16 protein-coding genes are annotated in these 19,293 nt (G+C 57.3%); 6 read left to right on the top strand and 10 right to left on the bottom strand.

Going from position 1 to position 19,293, the window contains the following annotated elements; translation table 11 throughout:
- Window positions 1-4: 4 nt before the first annotated feature.
- The 9 genes from LA5095_RS07820 to LA5095_RS07780 all read right to left on the bottom strand — a co-directional run bounded on the left by LA5095_RS07820 (window position 5) and on the right by LA5095_RS07780 (window position 10,359).
- Window positions 5-1,906, bottom strand: coding sequence for a beta-galactosidase (locus LA5095_RS07820; RefSeq protein WP_055113661.1), 1,902 nt, complete (start codon window positions 1,904-1,906; stop codon window positions 5-7).
- An 8-nt stretch (window positions 1,907-1,914) separates the two neighbouring features.
- Complete coding sequence (locus LA5095_RS07815; protein WP_055113659.1) at window positions 1,915-2,754, bottom strand: SMP-30/gluconolactonase/LRE family protein; 840 nt, start codon at window positions 2,752-2,754, stop codon at window positions 1,915-1,917.
- A gap of 5 nt (window positions 2,755-2,759) precedes the next feature.
- On the bottom strand, window positions 2,760-3,374 hold the full coding sequence (locus tag LA5095_RS07810; protein WP_055113657.1) for a 2-dehydro-3-deoxy-6-phosphogalactonate aldolase: 615 nt from the start codon (window positions 3,372-3,374) through the stop codon (window positions 2,760-2,762).
- Window positions 3,371-4,291 (bottom strand): 2-dehydro-3-deoxygalactonokinase, encoded by a 921-nt coding sequence (locus tag LA5095_RS07805; protein WP_055113655.1) that lies wholly within the window; start codon window positions 4,289-4,291, stop codon window positions 3,371-3,373. Before LA5095_RS07805 ends, LA5095_RS07810 begins: the two co-directional genes overlap by 4 nt.
- A complete protein-coding gene (locus tag LA5095_RS07800) occupies window positions 4,288-5,052 on the bottom strand; it encodes an SDR family NAD(P)-dependent oxidoreductase (RefSeq protein ID WP_055113653.1) in 765 nt (254 codons plus the stop codon). Before LA5095_RS07800 ends, LA5095_RS07805 begins: the two co-directional genes overlap by 4 nt.
- 61 nt (window positions 5,053-5,113) lie before the next feature.
- Window positions 5,114-7,192, bottom strand: coding sequence for an alpha-galactosidase (locus LA5095_RS07795; protein ID WP_055113651.1), 2,079 nt, complete (start codon window positions 7,190-7,192; stop codon window positions 5,114-5,116).
- Between the two features lie 54 nt (window positions 7,193-7,246).
- A complete protein-coding gene (locus LA5095_RS07790) occupies window positions 7,247-8,095 on the bottom strand; it encodes a carbohydrate ABC transporter permease (RefSeq protein ID WP_055113650.1) in 849 nt (282 codons plus the stop codon).
- A gap of 1 nt (window position 8,096) precedes the next feature.
- Complete coding sequence (locus tag LA5095_RS07785; RefSeq protein WP_055113648.1) at window positions 8,097-9,014, bottom strand: carbohydrate ABC transporter permease; 918 nt, start codon at window positions 9,012-9,014, stop codon at window positions 8,097-8,099.
- An 85-nt stretch (window positions 9,015-9,099) separates the two neighbouring features.
- On the bottom strand, window positions 9,100-10,359 hold the full coding sequence (locus LA5095_RS07780) for an ABC transporter substrate-binding protein (protein ID WP_055113646.1): 1,260 nt from the start codon (window positions 10,357-10,359) through the stop codon (window positions 9,100-9,102).
- 118 nt (window positions 10,360-10,477) lie between these two features.
- On the opposite strand from LA5095_RS07780, the gene LA5095_RS07775 reads away from it, so the two are divergent.
- Together LA5095_RS07775 and LA5095_RS07770 are read left to right on the top strand one after the other, a co-directional pair.
- Window positions 10,478-11,266, top strand: a complete 789-nt coding sequence (locus tag LA5095_RS07775; protein WP_055114279.1) for an IclR family transcriptional regulator — start codon at window positions 10,478-10,480, stop codon at window positions 11,264-11,266.
- Window positions 11,267-11,290: 24 nt separating this feature from the next.
- On the top strand, window positions 11,291-12,352 hold the full coding sequence (locus LA5095_RS07770) for an ABC transporter ATP-binding protein (protein ID WP_055113644.1): 1,062 nt from the start codon (window positions 11,291-11,293) through the stop codon (window positions 12,350-12,352).
- 204 nt (window positions 12,353-12,556) lie between these two features.
- Here LA5095_RS07770 and LA5095_RS07765 read toward each other — a convergent pair whose 3' ends face one another.
- On the bottom strand, window positions 12,557-14,902 hold the full coding sequence (locus LA5095_RS07765) for a putative bifunctional diguanylate cyclase/phosphodiesterase (protein WP_158510355.1): 2,346 nt from the start codon (window positions 14,900-14,902) through the stop codon (window positions 12,557-12,559).
- A gap of 536 nt (window positions 14,903-15,438) precedes the next feature.
- Here LA5095_RS07765 and LA5095_RS07755 point away from each other — a divergent pair.
- The 4 genes from LA5095_RS07755 (at window position 15,439) to LA5095_RS07740 (ending at window position 19,293) form a co-directional block, all read left to right on the top strand.
- Window positions 15,439-16,638 (top strand): substrate-binding domain-containing protein, encoded by a 1,200-nt coding sequence (locus LA5095_RS07755; protein ID WP_055114278.1) that lies wholly within the window; start codon window positions 15,439-15,441, stop codon window positions 16,636-16,638.
- Window positions 16,639-16,772: 134 nt separating this feature from the next.
- Window positions 16,773-17,543, top strand: a complete 771-nt coding sequence (locus tag LA5095_RS07750) for an ABC transporter ATP-binding protein (RefSeq protein WP_235808817.1) — start codon at window positions 16,773-16,775, stop codon at window positions 17,541-17,543.
- Window positions 17,543-18,268, top strand: a complete 726-nt coding sequence (locus tag LA5095_RS07745) for an ABC transporter ATP-binding protein (protein ID WP_055113637.1) — start codon at window positions 17,543-17,545, stop codon at window positions 18,266-18,268. The genes LA5095_RS07750 and LA5095_RS07745 overlap by 1 nt, the downstream gene beginning before the upstream one ends.
- Window positions 18,265-19,293, top strand: coding sequence for a branched-chain amino acid ABC transporter permease (locus LA5095_RS07740; protein ID WP_029064671.1), 1,029 nt, complete (start codon window positions 18,265-18,267; stop codon window positions 19,291-19,293). The genes LA5095_RS07745 and LA5095_RS07740 overlap by 4 nt, the downstream gene beginning before the upstream one ends.

The following is a 19,293-nucleotide window of genomic DNA, read 5'->3' as shown; positions in this document are numbered from 1 at the left end:
TTTTTCAAAGCTCCTCAAAGAGCACACCGGCCGCCTCGATCCGGCCTGCCGGCGTCTCGGCAGGTTCCGAGCCATAGTTGGTCCAGATCCTGAGATCGCCCGCCTCGCGGCAGCGCACGCCGCCAGTCAGGGGCATGGTCGGTATTCCCGCTTCGGCGCAGAGGTTTTTGAACAGGCGTGTCGAGGCGCTTTCGTCACACAGGCCGCCAACATAGGTCAGGTTGCCTGACCGCATTGCTGCCGGTTGGCCTGCTTCCGTCTCCAGAACAATGTCCGCTGATCCCTCGAGTTCTTCCCGGTAGCCGACGAAACTGCCGCCACCTTTCAGCGGCATCGGCATGTCCGGGCGAACGCTTTCAACGCATGAAACGGTCACATCGAGGCCGGGCATGTCCGGCGGCAATGGGACGGGTATCGCCATATCTGCGGTGCGCGCGGCTGTTCGCGGCCCAAGAACAACGTGGGCATCTGCCTCCGACAATGCGCTCTTCAGATCCTGCGGCATGTAAATGAGGCCTGGGGCGAGAACCAGTTTGTAGCTGGAGAAATCGCGTGTCTCAGCGCGGATGATATCGACCGAAAGTCCCAGTTTTCGCAGCGCCTTGTAGGTGTCGAACACGATCTGGAAATAGTTGAGACCGGCCCCGTGCGGCTGGGTCGCCCAGGCGAAATCTGCATCGAAATCGAAGATCAGGGCAATTTCGGACCGTGCGATGAAAACGTCAGGCGTATCCTGTAGTTCTTCCGCGACCTGTCTGGCTTCAAGCAAGGCAGGCGCGTCGGCATTGTCCGGACGCAGCATTCCGGCATGCATCTGTTCCTGGGCGAATGGAGCCTGCCTCCAGCGGAAATAGCAGACTGCCTCCGCACCGTGAGCGAAGGCTTCCCACGCCCACAGGCGCATCATGCCGGGCAGTGGTGCCGGGTTGTAGGGAGCCCAGTTAACGGGGCCAGGCTGTTGTTCCATGACCCACCACCGACCCTTGCCGACAGACCGGTAGAGGTCGTGATGGAAGGCCTGGAAATCCGGGTCTCCCTGGCGGGCAAAAGCCCGCTGATGCGCTTCATCTGCGCCAACCCTGTCTTCCAGGAAGCCGAGCGGGTAGCTGTCCCAGGTCGCTATATCGAGGTCGTCGCCAACCTTGAAATGATCGAATTCGGTAATCCGGCCCATGAAATTGTGACCGATCGGAGCATCCGAATGGGTTCGGATGATATCCGTCTGGCGCCTGTTGAAGCTTGCAACCTGGTCGGAGGAAAACCGGCGAAACGCGAGCGCGTGTGATGGGTTCGGTTCCGTGACCGTCAGGTTCGGCAAGTCGATGTCGTCAAACGAGCCATACTCCATCGACCAGAAGACGTTGCCCCATGCCCGGTTGAGGGCTTCGATTGACCCGTACCTTTCCCTGAGCCACTCGCGGAAAGCCTCACAGGCTGCCGCGGAATAGGAGAGCGTCGTATCATGGCAGCCGTATTCATTGTCGGTCTGCCAGGCGGCAACATGCCTGTTGCCGCCATATCGCTTCGCAAACAGCTGGACGATCCGGTCGCATTCTTCCCGGTAGGCTTCATGGGAGAAGCAATAGTGACGGCGCGAGCCGAAGCCGCGAGGACGGCCGTCGGCATCAAGGGCAAGCATGCCGGGGTGTCTTGCGACCAGCCACCTGGGCGGTGTTGCAGTTGGCGTGCCCAGTACGATCTTGAGCCCTGCCTGGCCGAGTACGTCGATCGCACGGTCAAGCCATTCAAACTGCAGATCGCCGGGGGAGGGTTCCAGACGCGACCAGGCAAACTCACCTATGCGAACCCAGGTCAGCCCGGCATCCGCCATGCGGCGCGCATCCGCGGCCCACATTTCCTCCGGCCAGTGTTCCGGATAATAACAGGTTCCAAGCGTGCGCTTCATGTGACTTCCTAGAGGATGACGCGGTGTTCGGCCTGTCCGCGGACGTTCGTCTCGGCAAAGAATGTCTTGCCTTCCCATATGCCTTCCAGGCCTTCGGCCGCAGTCGTTGCAAACAGGGTCTGAAGATCCGTGCCGCCAAAGGCGGGGCAGGAGACCTGTGCGGCCTGGACCGCGATGTCTTCGACAAAATTTCCGTTCGGATCATACCTTGCGATGCGGTTTGCCCCCCACTGCGCATTCCACAGATGACCTTCGTCATCAACCACTGCACCGTCGGGATTGTAACCATCTCCGGAAAGATCTGCGAACAAGGTCGGGGTTCCGGCAGGCCACCCTTCTTCGTCCAGTGAAACCTGCTGGATCGTCTGAGTTGCGGTATCAGCGAAGTAGGCCGTCGTCCCGTCCGGAGAAAAGCAGATCGCGTTGGAAATCGTGATCCCGCTATAGAGCCTGCGCAATTCGCCCCTGAAAAACCGGTAAATTGCGCCTGCCCCCTGTTCGGCTTCAATTCCCATCGTGCCGATCCAGAACCCGCCTTTCGGATCCGCGCGGCCATCATTGGACCGTGTTACCGGATTGTCCGCCTCAAGGTCGCACAACTTGGTCCGGGCTTCGGTTTCAAGATCAAAGAGAAAGAGCCTGCTGGCACTTGCAATCAGCATTTCAGTGCGACTGACCCACCCGGCCGCCGAGACATATTCGTCGAATTGCCACGACCTTTCAGTCTCGTCTTGCCGGGTCAGCAATTGCCTGTTCAGGATGTCGAACCAGTAGAGTTGCCGGCGTTCGGGATGCCAAAGCGGTCCTTCACCGAGCGTGCATTGCCGCCCGTCAAATACGTTGCTCATGAACCCTATCCGTGTGCTTCCATTGCCGCATCATAGGCGCTGACGATTTTCTCGGCCCGTTCCTTGATTTCCGCGACCGAAAACCCGGGCTTGTAGAGAGCGGTGCCAATTCCAAAGCCAGTCGCACCGACCTTGATCCAGTCACCGAAATTGTCCGGTCCGGCGCCGCCGACGGCATAGGTGGCGGTGCCTTTGGGCAGAACAGCCAGCATTGCCTTGAGACCGTCGGGACCGATGAGCGAGGCCGGGAAAAACTTCAGCCCGTCCGCACCGTTGCGGAGCGCGGTGAATGCTTCGCTCGGAGTCATGACGCCCGGATAGGACAACATGTCTTCGGCCTTGGTCGCAAGGATTACATCCGGATTGCAATCCGGCGAAACGATCAGAGAGCCGCCTGCGGCTTTCACCTGCAGCACCTGCTCCGGCGACAACACGGTTCCAGCTCCAATCCGTGCGTCGGCGGAATGGGCCTTGACCATGGCGTCAATACTGGTGAGAGCGTCCGGGGAGTTGAGCGGCACCTCGATCCAGGTAATGCCTGCCTCGATAAGGCATCCGGTGACCGGGAGCGCTTCTGCGGGTGTCAGGCCTCGTAGAATGGCGATCAGATTTCTGCTCATGAGGAAACCTTGGAATAGGAAGAGTAAGCAAGCACGAGACCGTTCAGAGTAATGGTCTCCGCGTTAAGGAGTGTTGCCCGGTATCCGAGCCGGCCCAGCGCCGAATGGTACGCCTTGGAAATCTGGTCACTGCCAAGGAGCGTGATCGCGGCAAGATCAAAACCATCCCTGACGGCGGCAAGCTCAGCACCGATCAGGTAGCCCGACAAGCGCCCTCTTGCAGCTTCCCCTGTCAGACCCGCAATCAGACCGGCAGCCCGTATACCAAAGAGGCTCGCCGCAATTTCCTGAGGATTTTCAGCAGCGTCGGCAACAGCTTGCTCGAACGTATCGTGATCGATCTCACGAGCGGACAGACTGTGGCGAAGAACAGATCGACTGGACAGGAGCGCGAACATTTCGCCGGTCATGAATGTCCTGAAATGTTCAACAACGCCGTCCCTGACTGCAACCCATTTGGTATGCGTTCCGGGTAGGCACAGCGTTCCGCTATATCCCGGATTGTCCGCAAGAAAACCGGAAATCTGGGTCTCCTCGCCCCGCATGACATCTGTCGGGTCGCGCTGCTTGATTCCCGGAAGGATGCGCACGTCAAGACGGGAATCGGCTGCATGGACAACGGTCGCGTCTTCCAGGGAAGGCGGTGTACAGGGCGTTGTCTTGTAAGGTGCTTCCGCCCAGCCCTGACGCGAACCGGCCATTCCGCAAACGATCACCGGCGTTTTGATCTCCGGCGCGAGCAGGTCTGCGACAAGCTCGAGAAGCGCGGGTTCGAATTCGTTTGCGGCCAACCCGCCCATGCCTTTGTCGGAGGAACGGTGGATCATTTCGCATCCGCTTGAATCCAGCGCCCAGACACGCAGATTGGTTGTGCCCCAATCCACCGCGATCCAGTCCGCTTTTGCCTGAAGGCTCATCCCGTCACCACTACTCCGCCGTCCACTACCAGGGACTGCCCCGTCATGCCCCTGCTGGTTTTCGCCGCCAGGAAGAGGACCGGATCTACCATGTCTTCCGGTGAAAGCTCGAACTTCAGACACTGGCGGTCAAGATGTGCTGCGAGGGCTTCCGGCGTAACCCACAGGTCCTTTTGCCGTTGTGTGAGAACCCAGCCGGGTGCGATCGCGTTGACCCTGATGTTGTCGGGTCCGAATTCGCGTGCAAGGCTTCGGGTCATGCCGTTGATGCCGGAATTGGCTGTTGTGTAGGCCGCATAGCCGGCATTGCCCATCATGTAGGAAATCGACGTGAAGTTGACGATCGACCCGCCACCGGCAGCGCGCATCCCCTGAATGACGTGCTGGCAGGCAAAGAAGTAGGCCTTGAGGTTGATCGCCTGGGCCCAGTCCCAGAAGTCCTCGTCCACCTCTTCGGTCTTGTGACGCTTGTCGTTGGCGGCGTTGTTGACCAGAACGGTGATTGCACCGTGCGATTCAGCGGCTTTGTCCATAGCGCCCTTCAGTTCGGCAATGTTGGCTATGTCGCATTGCAGATAAAGCGGCCGGTTGCCGTGCTGACGTTCCATTTCGTCACAGAATTCTGTCGCGTCCGAACGCTGTACAAATGCGACCCTTGCACCCTGGGCCAGAAAACCGCTGCTAAGGGCAGCGCCAATGCCCGAGCCACCGCCGGTGATGAAAACCGACCTGCCCTTGAGGTCAGGATAATTCGCGTGCATGTGACGCTCCCTTTTTTGTTTTCCGGCACATTCGGTTCAGTGCCTTGAAAATTCTTTCTGTTCAGATCCGTTGTGCTTCCAGGACCCAGATCGTCTCCGGGAAACACCAGGGCAGATTGAGGCCGTGGGACATCAGGTACTGACCGCTCGCAACCAGATCGTTTTCCTTCAGAAACGGAGAGCCGCGGGAAAGGTCTGCGGCGTCTTCGCGATTGATCAGCTTGATCGTGTATTGTGCGCCAGCCTCCAGGCCAGTCAGACGAAGCGGTGGTTGCAGAATCTGGTTCGACGGACGCGTCAGGGCCGCAAAAACAACAAACCGGCTTTTGTCCTCGGCGAGTTGCTGCTCCGCAATCAGGGCCGGGTCAGGACAGTCGAGCCGCAATATGTCGGCGTGCACCATCCAGTCCCTGTTTGCCTTCCACCAACCGGTCACGTGTTTCAGGACGGCGGCTTCCTCGTCTGTCAGCTCGCGCGGGTCCATTTCGAAACCCATGTGCCGCTGAGCAGCGGTCCAGGCGCGAAACTTCATGTTGAGCGTTCGGCCGGAGGTGTGACATTTTCGCGGTCCGACATGCGAGCCGGTAACCGAAGCCGGCAAAAACAGCGCGGCGTCGTGCTGGATGCGCTGGCGCTCCAGAGCGTCATTGCTGTCTGAAAGCCAGACCCTCTGCGTTCGCTTCAGGATGCCAAAATCGACCCGTCCGCCGCCCGATGCACAGCTTTCGATTTCGACATGTGGAAAGTCCGCGCGCAGCCGATCGATGAGTGCGTATGTGCCCTCGGTCTGGGCGGCGTCGACGATCGGCAGTACTCTGTTGTGGTCCCACTTGATGTAACCGATATCGTTTGTGGAAAGCACTTCGGCAATACAATCGTAGAGATAGGTGCGGACATCGTCACGAGACATGTCGAGACAGAGTTGCTGCCGGCCCCTGACCTGGTTCAACGGGCCGAGGACCCATTCCGGATGTGATCTGAAAAGATCACTGTCCTCGTTGATCATTTCCGGCTCGAACCAAATGCCGAATTCAAGGCCGAGGCCCTTGACATGCTCGACAAGTGGAGCCAGCCCGTCCGGGTATTTCCTGCGGTCGATGCCCCAGTCACCAAGCGAGGACGTGTCGTTGTCCCGAAGACCGAACCAGCCGTCATCAAGCACAAAGCGCTCGGCTCCTAGGTCCGCCGCCCTGGAAGCGATTGATTTCAGCTCCTCGATCTTGTGATCGAAATAGACGGCTTCCCAGCAATTGTAGTGAACGGGCCGCGGTGTTTTTTCACCGGACACGAGCCGGTTTCTGGCGTGCCTTTGAAAACGGACCGCGGCGCTGTTGAAACCTGAAGCCGCATAGGTTGCAAGGAGCGGGGCCGTGCGGAAGGTGTGGTTCCCTTTCATGCTGGCGGATGCATGCCCGAACTGAACGTGCCGCCGCCCATCGGCAAGTTCTTCGGCGACCATGCGATGTCCACCGGACCACGCGTAATGAAACGCGTAGGCTTCGCCTGACGTGTTGCTTGTCTGAGCAGAGCACACGATGAGACCCGGAAAGTGTGCGTGATCGGAACGGCCCGTCCGATTGTCCCTGACGCGCGCGCCGGGGGCAAAAGGCAGGCGGCGGGTTTGGAACTCCGCGCACCAGCGGCCTGAAAATTCGATCATTTCGCCAGTGTGTGCCGGAACCGGCATCACAGGCGCTGCGAGCCAGTCGACCGTGATCCTTCCCTGGCTTTCCAGTTGGGTCTGCATCTGCAGAAGCGAGGTTTCGGGGGTGAGCGTCAGATCGAATACGAGACTGAGATCGAGTGCGGCATCTTCATAGGTAAGTGTCAGGCCATGATCGTTTGATGCTTCACCGGCAAACCGGAAATCAGGGGTCAGGGGATTGCCTTCGGCGTCGCGGCCGGCCAGCCCGGCCTGCCCGGGAAAGGTGCGGGACGCTTCCGGGCTGAGGCTGATGGGGGCGTTGCTGTCCACCATGCCTCCGGTCACGTCGGTGGCCGAAGCGGCTGCAAGCGATTGCAGCGACTCCTTTTCCGGAAGCGGTGGCCCCCAATAAACCGCTTCGGGCAAGCTGTCCCCGAAGCTGGCAAGTACCAGGCTTTGATGAGCATCGCCAAGATGCCAGGTCCTAGCCTGCATTCCCGTTTCTCCCTACACTCTTACTTGCATCCAGACCGGTCTGAAACAGACCGATCATTTGACAGCCCCGAGTGTCAGGCCGGCGATAAAGTGCCGCTGCATCAAAAAGAACATCGCGACCGGTGGCAGGGCCGCAACGATGGAGCCCGCGCTCATCAGATGATAGGCAGCGCGATACTGTGCGTTGAATGAGGTGATACCGGCAGTGACCGGTTGGCTTTCAACGCCTTGCGTCAGGACAATTGCCCAGAAATAGTCGTTCCAGATGAAGGTGAACATCAGGACGGCGAGTGCCGCGATTGCGGGTTTCATCAGCGGAAGGACCACGAACCAGAAAATCCGCCATTCCGAAATACCCTCGACGCGGGCCGCCTCGATCAGTTCAAAGGGAAGAGCGCGGATGAAATTGCGCATGAACAGCGTGCAGAAACCGGTCTGGAAAGCGACGTGGAAGAGCACGAGTCCCGTGATTGTGTTGTACAGGCCCAACTGAAGCGTGAGGTCGCGGACTGGAACCATCAGGATCTGAAACGGCACGAAGTTGCCGGCGACAAACATGAAGAAGATCCAGATGTTGGCTCTGAACTTGTAGATGCCGAGAGCGAAGCCGGTCATGCAGGAAAGGGCGACGGCGCCAATCACGGTCGGGATAGTGATCTTGAACGAATTCAGCAGATATTTCGGCATGTCAGATGCCGTGAACACCAGCCAGTAGTTGGTAAAACCCTTGAATTCAGATGGCCAGCCCCAGTAATTGGCATTCGCAAAATCCGTATCGGGTTTGATGGAGAATATCGCAACGGCGATGAGAGGCAGCAGCCAAAGGATCAGTGCAAGCGGCAAAAAGGCCTGATAGGTGATTTGCCAGGAGCGGGGCGAACGTTCGATCGGTGTCGGAAACATGTCAGCGCGCCCTTTCTTCTTTGTACATCGACCACAGGAAGTAGGCGATGAAAGCCAGCATGATCAGGAACAGCACCACGGCGATTGCCGCGCCATAGCCCATGCGGAAGCCGTATTCGGAGAGCGCAACCTCGAACATGTAGAAGCTGAGGACACGGCTCGCGCCGAACGGACCGCCATTGGTCATGACAGAGATAAGGTCAAAGGACCGCAGGGCGCCGATAATGGTAACCACGAAGGCAATGAAGGTGGCAGGACGCAGTTGTGGAACGATGATGTACCACAGCATCCTCCAGCTCTTGGCACCATCGAGCCGCCCGGCTTCAATCTGCTCCGGATCGACGGCATTCAGGCCAGTGAGATAGAGGATCATGCAATAGGCGGTTTGCGGCCAGAGACCGGCCACGATGATCCCGACGGTTACCCAGTTCTCGTCACCGAGAACATTAATTGGCGGAAGACCGACCGAACCAAGCAGAACGTTGATAATGCCGAAAGTTGGATCATAGAACCAGGTGAAGACCAGACCGACGACGACCTGGGAGATCACGAAAGGAAAGAAGAAAAGCGACTTATACAGTCTGATGCCTGTAACGGTCTGGTTCAGGAAAAGGGCGATGAACAGACCTGCAGGAATGGCCAGCAGATACAGGACAAGCCAGACAACGTTGTTTTTCAAGGACGTGTAGAAAGCCTCGTCCCAATAGAGTTCTTCGTAGTTGTAGAGCCCGACATATTCCGCCTTGCCGAGGCCGTCCCATTCGTAAAGAGACAGATTGAAGGACTGGAAGATCGGGAAGATCACGTAAAACAGGAAGAACAGGATGCCTGGAGCCAGAAACAGCCACGGTGTGATTTGCTGCTGATTCTGGTGCCACCAGGAACTCTGGCGATTTTCGGCAACGGACGCTTGGGTCATGTTTGCCTCTTCAGGATTGGCTACTGGGACCTATTGAAAAGGACAGGATGCAGGCGCACCCTGTCCGGTTCTGTCGTAAGCGGACTTACTTGTAGATACGCTCGCGGGCGCGATCCAGGCGTGCCAGGATCTTGTCGAGATTGTCCGGCTTGACCATGAATTCCTGCAGGCCTTCCATGGCAACCTTTGCCATTTCCGCCGGCGCGTCACGGTCGAAGAACTGGGCGACGCCACCCGGGGAATTGCTCGACAGCATTTCAAAGCCTTCCACGAGGAACTTGTCGTCATCCACGGACGACTGGGCGTTGACCGGCAACTGACCAAGATTTTTCCCGTTGTTGATTTCGGTCTGAACGTCCGGTGACGCGACGAATCTCAGGAACTCCCGTGCCGCTTCCTTGTTCTGGGCATTGGACGGAATGTGGAATGTATCTGTCGGCGCATCTTCTGCTTTTTCGACACCTGGCGTGATTTCAACGAACTGGTAGAAATCGAGCTGATCGTCACTCAGGCCAGCATCGCGCAATGGCGCAACTGCAAAGTTGCCCATCAGATACGCGGCTGCATCGCCTTTGACCATGAACGGCAGAGCTTCCTGCCAGCTGTAGGTCTGGTGGTTGTCGATAAATGCGCCCATGTCGATGAGTTCGCGCCAGTTGGCGAATGTCTTGCGGACTTCGTCCGACTGCCAGGAGGCATTGCCCGTGAGCAGGTCCATGTGGAAGTCGAAACCGTTCGTGCGCATGTTCAGGTAGTCGAACCATCCGCCGGCGGTCCAGAGAAACTTGGTGCCGATCGTGTAGCATTTCTTGCCGGCATCAATGATTTTCTGACAGTTTGCCTTTTCTTCTTCCCAGGTCGTCGGTTCGCTCAGACCCAGTTCGTCGAAGATGTCCTTCCGGTAGTAAACACCCCATTGATAGTAAGTGTAGGGAACGCCCCACTGCTTGCCGTCAATGGTCATCGCACCTTTGGTCGACGCCAGGTTGTCAGCAATTGCCGGTTCGGCCCAAAGGTCGGAAACGTCTTCGAAGAGACCTGCTTCCACATAGGGGCGCATGCGGTTGGCAGCATACCAGGTGGCAACGTCCGGCGCGTTGGCAGTCAGGAAGTTGCGGATCTGGGTTTTATAGGCTTCCCGGTCGATCACGGTCGTTTCGACTGTCAGGTCCGGGTTCTTTGCCTGGAACTGCTCGATCATCCGTTCCATCGTTGCCCGCGGCGCCGGGTTCGATGTGTCGAGAAAGATCTTGAGTTCGCCTGTCAGGCCTTCAGCAGATACAGCGCCCATTGTGCTTGCCAGAATGGCGAAAGCAGCAGCGGACGTTTTAAACATGGAACGCATGGTGTCCTCCCTTTTGGTTCCATTATTTGAAACTTAGTTTTGTATATTGATACTTTGCGGCGATCGGGTTAAGTTGTCAACAGGTCCGGCGAAAAGAAACGGGCCGATGGAGGAAATCATGAACAAACAGGCGAGCCCGACAAGCGGCGACGGGACTGTCGGAAAAGCACTCGACGTGCTCGACAGGGTTGCGGCGATGGGTCGGCCTGTCCGGTTTACCGAGCTCCTGTCCGACAGCGTGCATCCCAAGGCGACGCTTTACCGTCTGCTGCAGACGCTGGTGAGCCAGGGCATGCTGGCCTATGACGAAAGCCAGCAGACCTATTCGCTCGGGATCCGACTGGTCCGTCTTGCGCATGCCGCCTGGCGACAGAGTTCCATTGCACCGATCGCGCGGCCATTCGTGCGGGCGCTGTCCGAGGTCGTCGGTGAGACCGTTCATCTGGCGCAACTGGACGGGGGGCAGGTGCTCTATGTCGACAAGCGCAACGCGATCAATCCCATCGACATGTATTCCCAGGCCGGAAAGATCGGTCCGGGCTATTGTACCGGTGTCGGCAAAGCGCAGCTGGCGTTCCTGGAACCGGCAGAACTCGATGAGGCGATCAAGAAACAGTCCTTCTATCGGTACACGCCCGAAACACTGGCAACAGAAACGGCGCTGCGGGCAGACCTTGAAAAAATACGCAAGGAAGGTGTTGCCTTTGACCGGGAGGAGCATGAACCCGGGATCATCTGCATCGCTGCACCTGTCCTGTCGTCAAAAGGGCGGCCTATCGGCGCGCTCTCTGTCACTACTTCGACAACCCGCAAGGGGATGAAGGAACTTGTCGAAGTGCGTCCCGTCCTTCTGAAGACGGCTTCTGAAATCGCAGCGGCTGTCGAGGATTGGCAGTTTCCCGCTTAGAAAGTCCTAGGGAGAAGAAAATAGATGTCTGGCGTCACGCTGACCAAAGCTGTCAAGAAATATGCCGATCTGCAGGTGATTCACGGGGTGGATCTGCAGATCGAGCATGGTGAATTCTGTGTCTTTGTCGGTCCTTCCGGCTGTGGCAAGTCCACGCTTCTGCGCATGATTGCAGGCCTTGAGGAAACGACCACCGGGAACATTCAGATCGGCGGACGGGATGTCACCAGGCTTGATCCTTCCGAACGGGGTGTTGCAATGGTGTTCCAGACATATGCGCTTTATCCGCACATGTCCGTGGAAGAGAATATGGGTTTCGGGCTGAAGATGAACGGTCACGCCAAGGCGGAAATCGCCGAGAAGGTGGGAGAGGCCAGCCGGATTCTCAAACTCGATCCCTACCTGAAACGCAAACCGAAAGCGTTGTCGGGTGGCCAGCGCCAGCGTGTTGCCATCGGCCGGGCAATCGTGCGCGGGCCGGAAGTGTTCCTGTTTGATGAGCCGTTGTCGAACCTTGATGCGGAACTTCGTGTCGACATGCGCGTTGAAATCGCGCGGCTTCACAAGGATATCGGCGCCACCATGATCTACGTCACCCACGACCAGGTCGAGGCGATGACGCTGGCGGACAAGATCGTTGTGCTGCGCGCTGGCAAGATCGAGCAGGTCGGCTCGCCGATGAAGCTTTATTCCGACCCGGACAACAAATTCGTCGCGGGTTTCATCGGTTCACCGAGCATGAACTTTGTCGAAGGTGTTGCCGAAGACGGTGCCGTTACATTACCGGCCTTCGGTGGCATTTCGGTGGAGACGCCGGTTGCCCTGCCTGGCAAGGGCAAGAAGGTGCTTGTCGGGCTGCGCCCGCAGCAGTTGAAGATTGCCGCAAGCACGGAAGGTGCAACGGTCGATCTGTGCGAACAGCTCGGTGGTGTCGCCTACTCCTACCTGATCTGCCCGACGGGCGAGCGAATCATCGTCGAGACCAAGGGCGAGGATGCGCCGGTTTCGGATGGCAAGGTCGAGATTACATTTGAACCCTCCGCCGCAATGTTCTTCGATGCGGAATCGGAACAGCGTCTGCGGTGATGGATTGCCTGCCGACGCCCAACCCCGGTGGTTGACCGCCGGGGTGTGCGGGCGACGTGCGAATGCCTTTTGGCTGATGGCTTGTAGTTGATTTGCCCCTGCAGCCGCAAACCTGCCCGGGAAGTTTTGTGCAGGTTCTGGGCTCCTGCCAGCGGTCCATTTAAATGAAAGACACGGCCCAGGCCTTCGGTAAGTGAAAGACGTCTAGCGCTGGCTCGCGACGGACGCGGTCTCCTGCATGCCATAAGTTTCAAGGAACATCTCTGCCGACATTGGCCGAGCCAAGCCGTATCCCTGCAAGATGTCACATCCGATCGATGTGAGGGTTTCAATTTGCGAGGCCGTTTCCGCGCCTTCCGCGATGACCTCGACTTCCAAGGCGCGTGCAATATCGACGATCGATTGTACCAGGCTGGTCATCGCGTCGTCACGATCAACGTTCGAGACAAGCGTGCGATCAATCTTCAGGCGCTTGGGTCGAATATTCACCAGACTTGCTATGGAGGCGTAACCGCTACCGAAGTCGTCGATCTCCATTTCAACGCCAAGATCCTGCAGCTGCGCCAAGGTTTGTTTTACCTGTTCGCTCGTGTTGTCGAGATAGGTCGATTCCACCAGCTCGAAGGACAATCTGGATACCTGATCCTCAAAACCTTCGACTGAAAACAGAAGTCCCGGATCGGCCAGGCGTTGGGATGAGACATTTACCGAAAGCCTCGGTAGCACAAGACCTGCCTCCCGCCAGTCACTCACAATGGCAAGTGATTTTCTAAGGACCTGCCGGTCGATTTCCGCGACGCAATTCATTTCCTCGGCAATGTGCAGGAACTCACCCGGTGGCAAGATACCTTTCCTCGGATGCTGCCATCGCACCAGAGCCTCTGCCCCGGCAAGTTCAAGGCTCCCAGCCAGAAATTGGGGCTGGAAATATGGAATGAAAGAAATACCGTCTTCCAGTGCACCTTGAATTTCTTCTTTCGTTGCACGCAAGCGGGCAGCCTGAATACGCATCTTTTCGTTGTAGATGGCGAAGGTGTTCTTCCCCGAACGCTTTGCCTGGTACAGTGCGTTGTCAGCATTTCTCAGCAAGTTCGAGGCGTCGTTCACATGTCCTTCCGACAGTGCGATGCCTATACTGACACCAATGTTGACGGATCTGCGCTCGACAAAAACCGGTTTTGACAGCTGCGTGATGAGTTTCTCGCTGAACGCAATAGATCTTTCCGCCGTGGGCAAGTCCTGCAGAATTGCAACAAATTCGTCACCTCCTATTCTTGCTATGAAATCGCCTTCTCCAGACAGTTCCCGCAACATATCCGCGACCAGACACAAAACCGTGTCTCCGGCAGCGTGGCCGAGCATATCATTTACGTCTTTGAAGTGATCGAGATCGATGTGCAGGAAGGATGCAGCGCGATCTTTGCCCAATTTCTGCTGCAGATTTTCTGCCGAAACCTGCTCCATGTACCTCCGGTTGGGCAAGCCGGTTAAACTGTCATGCAGAGCGGCATGTTCAACATTCTGCTTGGCTATAAGAAGTTCCCGATTTCGCTGTTCCAGCTCGGTCTTTGTTTCTATCAGGTCCGTTACGTCTGAATTTGTTCCAACAATCCGGATGGGTTCGCATGTGTCGCTTCGAACGACTTTTCCACGAGAGCGCCACCATCGCCATGACCCGTCTTCGTGCCGCATCCGGTATGTTACGTTGTACGGATTGTCGTCCTGGACGAGCTTTTCATAGTATTCCAGAACGCCGTCAATATCTTCGGGATGCACTCGATCCTGCCACCAATCAAACTCGGTCGGTGGATGTTCGTGGCTTTCGCCCAGCAGCTGGAAGTTCTGGTCCGAGAAATACACCTGACCCGTTACATAATCGAGATCCCAGACCCCGTCATAGGCAGCATCAATTGCGAGATCATATCGCTCGTTTGCCACCCTCGTCTTTTCGACCGCGTCCGAGAGCTGCTGATTGATATCCTCAAGCTGTCCAAACACCCGTCCGCGATCTTCCCGATCCATTGAGATGCCAAGCAGTTCGGCAATCGAGGCGGCAAATGCCATTTCATCCGGCGACCATGCGCGCCGCACATCCACCGTTTCAATACACACCACGCCCCGGGGCCCTGCTGCAGACCGAATTTGGGCATCCAGCATCGAAACGATGTGGTTGGCCCGCAGATATGTTGCCGCAAATTCCGACGTGCGAGGGTCCGTTTCCGCATCGTTTGCCGCAATGACCCGCTCGGCCAGGAACGCTTTGAAGTAGCCGGGGAAATCATCGGCTGAAAGCTTGAGGCCAGAGACATGCGTATCTTCGTTCGCAAGATAAAGGGCGACGCAATCAATTGCCTTGTTGTCCGGGGTCAACGACCAGGCGCTGCATCTCTGCGCATTGAGCAGGGAGGAGGCTTCCTTTGTAACGATGCGAGCGAACTCTGTACTGGAAGATTTGCCACTAGTATAAATTCGAATAAGCGCATCCAGAGAAGCATTGAACTTGCGGATTCGCGAGAGAACATCGGGTTCTTCGCCGGATGGCATATTCATCGGAAGCTCCATGACCAGTCATCAGTCTCCTGAAATCTACCGCAAAAAATATCAATAATAATTAATATATGATTCTTCTGAGACTCCGAAGAATTTACTTCCTGATCATTTTGATTCTGCCATTCAATCCGATGACTTTCTTCCAATCAGGGTTGTAATTCAATGATAATTGCGGGTCGTCAGGGTAGCGATGAGCCGGTATGGCCGCTTGACGCAACCTTCTCATGACGGTTGCCCTCGCGACTGTTTGCTGCATCAGCACGTGAAGCGAAAGTGCCGGTTCTTGAACGATCCAATCCGGCGTTTTCATGTCATCACGGAAACCAAAACGAATTCGGCAGCCGTCTGGACGGAGGCCCGATCGCTCACGCCTTTTGCGAGACACGCTCGCTTCCTTGCGCCGTATTCTGTCTTGACATGAATACTGATTCAGGTTTCATATACGGATCAGCATCAGGTGGAGCAAACGTGGTTTTCAGGTGTCAATGAAGCCTGAGAGTTCTCATCGGCCTGATTGCATACTGGGAGGAGATATGATGACCAAACGGGTTTACCGCTGGGCCCTGCCGCTTGTGGTGAGTGTCGGCCTAGTGGCTGCCGGAGCCGCAGGTGCCTTGGCTGAAGACATCAAGATCGCACATGTGTATGGCAAGACAGGACCGTTCGAGGCCTATGCCAAACAATCCCATACGGGACTGATGATGGGGCTTGAATATGCGACCGACGGCACGATGGAAATCGACGGTCGCAAGATCGTGGTTATCGAAAAGGACACACAGCTGAAACCCGATATCGGCAAGGCGGCGCTTGCCGAAGCCTATGGCGACGACGAAGTCGATATCGCTGTCGGACCGGTCTCATCCGGGGTGGCACTCGCCATGCTGCCCGTGGCCGAGGAGTATGAAAAGCTGCTTATCGTGGAGCCGGCCGTTGCGGACTCCATAACCGGTGGAAACTGGAATCGCTATATCTTCCGCACGTCGCGCAACTCCTCTCAGGATGCGATAGCCAACGCTGTGGCACTGGGCCAGGAAGGCGTTTCAATCGCAACGCTCGCGCAGGACTATGCCTTCGGGCGGGACGGTGTTGCGGCTTTCAGGGAAGCTCTGGAAGGGACGGGCGCAAAGCTTGTCTTTGAAGAATACGCGCCGACCGACACCAAGGACTTTACTGCGAACGCGCAGCGCATCTTCGACGCTTTGAAAGATGAGCCGGGCCGCAAGTTCCTGTTCGTAATCTGGGCCGGCGGCGGAAATCCGATCAGCAAGATCCAGGCGATGGAGCCGGACCGGTTCGGTGTCGAAATCGCAACGGGCGGTAATATTCTGGCGGCCATGAAGGCCTACAAGGAATTGCCGGGCATGGAGGGGGCGACGTATTATTATTACGAGATCCCGAAAAATCCGGTGAATGACTGGCTGGTCTCGGAACACCAGAAACGTTTCGACGCTCCGCCGGATTTCTTCACTGCAGGGGGTATGTCCGCAGGGATTGCGATCGTCGACGCTATCCGCAAGGCCGGTTCGACCGAGACGGAAGACCTGATTTCTGCCATGGAAGGCATGGAATTCGAAACGCCGAAAGGCAAGATGATGTTCCGCGCCGAAGATCATCAGGCGCTGCAGCCCATGTACCACTTCAAGATCAGGGTTGATCCGGATGTCGCGTGGGGTATTCCCGAACTGGTGCGTGAGCTGAAGATCGAGGATATGAACATACCGGTTCGCAACCAGTAAGCTGCCCGGTGCGCACGTTGTGACGGAGCGCGCGCACCTTTTCCCCAATAGTTGTACGATTGCCTGGCCGGGGCTATATGCCGGCCGGCAGGGTCTGCTTGCCCGATTTCCTCAAGACAACAGGACGCCCGGCTTTGGCTGACGAACGCCCAATTCTCGAAACCAGTGATCTGACCATCCGTTTCGGCGGTCACGTTGCGGTCGACCATGTGTCCTGCAGCTTCGACCGGGGTACGCTTACAGCGATTGTCGGACCGAACGGAGCAGGAAAAACAACCTATTTCAATCTGATATCGGGTCAGCTGAAGGCAACGGACGGTGCCGTTACCCTGAATGGCGAGAACATTACCAGGCTCTCTGTGCCGGAGCGGACTGACCGCGGCATCGGGCGCGCCTTTCAGCTGACCAATCTGTTTCCCACCTTGAGCGTGCGCGAGAACGTCCGTCTTGTCGTTCAGTCCAGGGCACGCAAGGGATTTGATCTCTTTTCAATCGCCGAAAGTCACGTCGAGCTGCTTGAAAGGGCGAACCACGTTCTTGCCGAAGTCCGGCTCATCGATCAGGCAGACCAGGCAGTCTCGGCGTTGCCGCATGGAGACCAGCGCAAACTGGAAGTCGCGCTTCTGATCGCGCTTGGTCCGCAGGTCCTGATGTTCGACGAACCAACGGCCGGCATGAGTGTCGACGAGGTTCCGGTCATTCTCGAACTGGTCAGAAAACTGCAGGCGGACATGGACCGGACAATTCTGCTTGTCGAACACAAGATGGATGTGATCCGGTCGCTCGCCGATCGGATCATCGTGTTGCACAACGGGCAACTGGTTGCGGACGGGGACCCTGCTGAAGTGATCGCGCTGCCAGTGGTCCAGGAAGCTTATCTCGGCAAAGCTCCGGAGGCGGCGTGATGGCGGATAACCTTCTGACCTTGTCCGGGGTGCATACGCTTATCGGTCCTTACCACATCCTGCAGGGCGTGGATCTGGTGGTGCCCGAGGGAGGTGTAACCGTTCTCCTGGGGCGCAATGGCGCCGGCAAGACGACGACACTCAGAACGATCATGGGTCTGTGGAACGCATCGCAAGGTGAAATCCGGTTCGATGATCACCTGATCACAGGCCTGGACACTCCGGACATTTCCAGGCGTGGCATTGCCTATGTGCCGGAGGACATGGGGGTCTTCACCGACCTGACAGTCGCCGAGAACATGACGCTGGCAGCGGCGAACGCGCCGATCGATCAAAAGCGCCTCGGCTGGATCAAGGCGCTGTTTCCACCCATAGGCACATTCTGGAATGCGTCAGCCGGAACGCTCTCTGGCGGACAGAAGCAAATGTTGTCCGTCGCCCGCGCCGTCATTGAACCGCGACGCCTGATCCTGATCGACGAACCGACCAAGGGACTGGCGCCGGCGATCATCAAGGCCATGACCGATGCGTTGCGGGAGCTGAAGGAAACCGACACGACCATTTTGCTTGTGGAACAAAATTTTGCGATGGCCTCGACCATCGGCGATACCGTCGCCGTCATGGATGACGGGCGTATTATTCATTCGGGCGTCATGCGAGAGCTGGCGGAAGATGACGCCATGCAGGAAAAACTGATGGGGCTGAGCCTGGAGGCGCACCAATGAGTGAAACGGCGATCAAACCGCGTATCGAAAAGGTGCCCCTCCGGGAGCAGTTCTTCCAGAAGCTGCCTGTCCTGCTGGTGCCGATGCTGGCCCTGCTCGGATTGATGGCGATCGGTAATCCGGCGAGCTGGCTGACGCTGACAGTGGCTGGTCTCGCGATGGGCATGATGATCTTCATCATGGCATCCGGGCTGACAGTCGTATTCGGGTTGATGGATGTGATCAATTTCGGCCATGGCGCCTTTGTCGCGGTCGGTGCATTCGTCGGGTTCACCGTTCTGGCATGGCTTGCCGGCTGGACCGCATCGCCGAGCGTCATGTTGAACCTTGCTGCCGTCCTCATCGCAATCCTTGCAGCCATGGTTGTCACCGGGCTGCTCGGATACGCGTTCGAACGCGTCATCGTCATGCCGGTCTATGGCGAGCATCTGAAGCAGATCCTCGTCACCATGGGCGGTCTGATCGTGGCCCAGCAGATGATTTATGTCGTCTGGGGGCCGGACGAGTTGCATCTGTCCCGTCCCGAAGCGTTTCAGGGTTCCATTGTCCTTGGCGAAGCCGCCATCGAGAAGTACAGGCTTGTGGCGGTGGCGATCGGGCTCGCTCTTTTCCTGGCCATGCGACACATCCTGAAAAACACGAAGGTGGGACTGCTTGTCAGGGCAGGGGTCGAAAACGGTGAGATGGTCGAAGCCCTCGGCTACCGAATCCGGCGCCTTTTTCTGATCGTTTTCATGACAGGTTCGGCCCTTGCCGGTCTCGGTGGCGTGATGTGGGGGCTTTACCAGGAGACGATCACCGCGCATATGGGCTCCGAAATCATGGTGTTGGTTTTCATCGTGGTGATCATTGGCGGGCTCGGATCCGTCGAGGGCTGCTTCATTGGCGCTTTGCTGGTCGGACTGCTGGCCAATTACACCGCCTTTCTCGCTCCAAAGGTCGCGCTGATATCAACCATTGCGCTGATGGTGGCGATCCTGATGTGGCGGCCGCAAGGCATTTATCCGGTCGTCAAGGCGAAGTGA

It is taken from the genome of Roseibium album (genome assembly GCF_001404515.1).
Taxonomy (GTDB): domain Bacteria; phylum Pseudomonadota; class Alphaproteobacteria; order Rhizobiales; family Stappiaceae; genus Roseibium; species Roseibium album.
This window is presented reverse-complemented; position numbering and strand designations above follow the sequence as displayed.

Bases quoted from the DNA above. Each gene is read 5' to 3' on its own strand.
- LA5095_RS07820 (WP_055113661.1), bottom strand. From the start codon at position 1,906: ATGAAGCGCACGCTTGGAACCTGTTATTATCCGGAACACTGGCCGGAG.
- LA5095_RS07815 (WP_055113659.1), bottom strand. From the start codon at position 2,754: ATGAGCAACGTATTTGACGGGCGGCAATGCACGCTCGGTGAAGGACCG.
- LA5095_RS07810 (WP_055113657.1), bottom strand. From the start codon at position 3,374: ATGAGCAGAAATCTGATCGCCATTCTACGAGGCCTGACACCCGCAGAA.
- LA5095_RS07805 (WP_055113655.1), bottom strand. From the start codon at position 4,291: ATGAGCCTTCAGGCAAAAGCGGACTGGATCGCGGTGGATTGGGGCACA.
- LA5095_RS07800 (WP_055113653.1), bottom strand. From the start codon at position 5,052: ATGCACGCGAATTATCCTGACCTCAAGGGCAGGTCGGTTTTCATCACC.
- LA5095_RS07795 (WP_055113651.1), bottom strand. From the start codon at position 7,192: ATGCAGGCTAGGACCTGGCATCTTGGCGATGCTCATCAAAGCCTGGTA.
- LA5095_RS07790 (WP_055113650.1), bottom strand. From the start codon at position 8,095: ATGTTTCCGACACCGATCGAACGTTCGCCCCGCTCCTGGCAAATCACC.
- LA5095_RS07785 (WP_055113648.1), bottom strand. From the start codon at position 9,014: ATGACCCAAGCGTCCGTTGCCGAAAATCGCCAGAGTTCCTGGTGGCAC.
- LA5095_RS07780 (WP_055113646.1), bottom strand. From the start codon at position 10,359: ATGCGTTCCATGTTTAAAACGTCCGCTGCTGCTTTCGCCATTCTGGCA.
- LA5095_RS07775 (WP_055114279.1), top strand. From the start codon at position 10,478: ATGAACAAACAGGCGAGCCCGACAAGCGGCGACGGGACTGTCGGAAAA.
- LA5095_RS07770 (WP_055113644.1), top strand. From the start codon at position 11,291: ATGTCTGGCGTCACGCTGACCAAAGCTGTCAAGAAATATGCCGATCTG.
- LA5095_RS07765 (WP_158510355.1), bottom strand. From the start codon at position 14,902: ATGAATATGCCATCCGGCGAAGAACCCGATGTTCTCTCGCGAATCCGC.
- LA5095_RS07755 (WP_055114278.1), top strand. From the start codon at position 15,439: ATGACCAAACGGGTTTACCGCTGGGCCCTGCCGCTTGTGGTGAGTGTC.
- LA5095_RS07745 (WP_055113637.1), top strand. From the start codon at position 17,543: ATGGCGGATAACCTTCTGACCTTGTCCGGGGTGCATACGCTTATCGGT.
- LA5095_RS07740 (WP_029064671.1), top strand. From the start codon at position 18,265: ATGAGTGAAACGGCGATCAAACCGCGTATCGAAAAGGTGCCCCTCCGG.